Source organism: Micromonospora sp. NPDC051296, assembly GCF_040682255.1.
GTDB lineage: Bacteria > Actinomycetota > Actinomycetes > Mycobacteriales > Micromonosporaceae > Micromonospora > Micromonospora craterilacus.
Genome location: NZ_JBFBAO010000598.1, coordinates 1 through 2,275 on the forward strand (window position 1 = coordinate 1; position 2,275 = coordinate 2,275).

A 2,275-nucleotide genomic window follows, 5' to 3' on the forward strand; every position below is an offset into this window, starting at 1 on the left:
ACCGAGCCGGCGTCCTTGAGCAGGAAACCGCGGGCCCCGGCGCGCAGCGCGGCGTAGACGTACTCGTCGAGGTCGAAGGTGGTGATGACGATGACGGCGAGCGGGTCCGCGACGGCCGGCCCGGCGAGTCGCCGGGTGGCCTCGATGCCGTCGATACCCGGCATCCTGATGTCGAACAGGCACACGTCGGGGCGCAGCCGCCGGGCCACGTCGACGGCGCGCTGCCCGTCGGCGGCCTGGGCGACCACCTCGATGCCCGGTTGGGCGTCGAGGATCATCGCCAGCCCGGTCCGGACGATCTCCTGGTCGTCGGCGACGACCACCCGGATCGGCCGCCGGCCGCTCGGGTCGCCGGCTGGGCTGCGGGTCGGGTCGCCGGGTGCCAGCTCGGTCACGCCGCCGCCCCGGCGCGGGGCAGCACGGCGGTGACGACCCAGCCCTGCTCCGGGCCGGGGCCGGCCTCGCAGGTGCCGCCGAGCAGGCCGGCGCGTTCGGTCATACCGACCAGCCCGTACCCGGTCGAGCGGGCCGGCCGGACGGCGGAGGGTTCGCCGTCGTCGGTCACCCGCAGCCGTACCGTCGTGTCGTCCACCACCACCCGGACCTGGATGCGGGTCGCGTGGCGGGCGTGCCGGCGGGCGTTGGTGACCGACTCCTGAGCCAGCCGGTAGATCGCGCTGCCCACCGACGGGGCGAGCGCTCCGGCGTCGCCGACGATCTCCACGTCCACCGCCGGCTCGCCCCCGGATTCGTCGGCGAGCCGGTCCAGGTCCGTCACCTGAGGGGTGGGCGCCAGCGCCGGCGGGTTGTCCTCGCGCAGCACCCGGACGATGCCGCGCATCTCGGTGAGGGCCCGGGACGCCTCCGCCTCGATCACCCGGAGCGCGTCCGTCGCCGCGTCCGGCCGGGTGGCGGCCAGGGCGAGCCCGGCCTGGGCGCGGACCGCCATCGCCGAGACGTGGTGGGCGACGGTGTCGTGCAGGTCGCGGGCCAGGCGCTCCCGTTCGAGCAGCTTGACCCGGTCGAGTTCGCGCTGCCGGGCCCCGGCCCGGTAGCGCAGTGCGGCGCCCAGGGCCATGATCGCGAAGAGGAAGGCGAACCCGGCGACCGTGTCGGCGAGGCCCAGTTGACCGAGCGCGACGGCCAGGCACAGCTTGCCGACGATGATCGCCGCCCCGGTGACGACCTCCCGCCCGGATCCCCAGCGGAACAGCGCGTACGCCAGCAGCGGGACGTACACCAGGACGTTCAGATCCAGGGCGTCCCGGTCGGTCAGCAGTGGCACCAGGGCACAGGTGCCGAAGGCGATGACGACCATCAGCAGCGGCCGGGTCCGCCGCCACAGCAACGTGGGCACCAGCCCGACCGTCACGACCACCGTGACGGCCCGCCAGGGAAGGTCAGCCCGCAGCAACCCTTCGAGCAGCGCGGCCGGCACGAGCACGGCGACGAGCAGCCAGTCCCGCCACACCCGCCGGGGCGCGCCGGGCGGGCGCGGTTCGTCCCACAGGGACCGCAGCAGACCGGGCACGAATCCATCGTAGGAAGGCGTCATCCACCCCGGATCGGCCCAAAGTATGAGGAGCGGTGCGGGCACAGGCGGTGGTGCTCTGGCGGCGTAGGGTTTCGCCATGGCGGAGATCGTCCAGCTGTTGGCCTCGTCCGCGCATCGGTTCGTGGGGCGGCCGGCGGACGGACCGGCGCCCGCCCCGGTCGGGGAGCTGGTCGACGAGATCAAGCTGCGGGCGGGGCTGGGCATCGTGGGCGACCGGTATTTCGGCAAGCCGGCGCACCGCGAGGCGAGCGTGACGGTGATCGCGGGGGAGTGGTTGCCGCCGGGCGCCGGGCTGGCGCAGGTCCGACGCAACATCCTGACTACCGGCATTGCCGTGGACGAGCTGGTCGGGTCGGTGCTGGTGCTGGACTCGGGGCTGGGCCCGGTGCGGCTGCGGGTGAACACCCCGGCGCATCCGTGCGCCTGGATGGACGTCACCGTCGGTCCCGGCGCGTGGCGGGGGTTGCGGGGGCACGGTGGCATCCGCTGTACGCCGCTGACCGACGGCATCCTGCGGGTCGGCCCGGTCGACGTGGTGATCGAGCGCGACCCGGCGCAGCGGGTAGCTCTGACCGCCCGGCTCGGGCGGCGGGCGGCGGGCGGCGGGCGGCGGGGGGCTACCTGGCCCTTCGGCCTGATGTCACACCTGACCCGAGCCCACGACGCCGGCGCCGACCTGGCGATCCCGTCCTCGCTGCACCAGTACTGGGCGTACCTGAC

At 74.8% G+C, this 2,275-nt stretch carries 2 protein-coding genes and 1 pseudogene; 1 reads left to right on the top strand and 2 read right to left on the bottom strand.

Annotated elements, in window-relative coordinates; genetic code table 11:
• Window positions 1–278: response regulator transcription factor (locus AB0M52_RS33355; protein WP_363961832.1), on the bottom strand; the 278-nt coding region annotated here is incomplete at its 3' end.
• Between the two features lie 113 nt (window positions 279–391).
• A complete protein-coding gene (locus tag AB0M52_RS33360) occupies window positions 392–1,531 on the bottom strand; it encodes a histidine kinase (protein WP_363961831.1) in 1,140 nt (379 codons plus the stop codon).
• Between the two features lie 100 nt (window positions 1,532–1,631).
• On the opposite strand from AB0M52_RS33360, the pseudogene AB0M52_RS33365 reads away from it, so the two are divergent.
• Window positions 1,632–2,099: pseudogene (locus AB0M52_RS33365) on the top strand (molybdenum cofactor biosysynthesis protein); the annotation flags it as partial.
• Window positions 2,100–2,275: the final 176 nt, after the last annotated feature.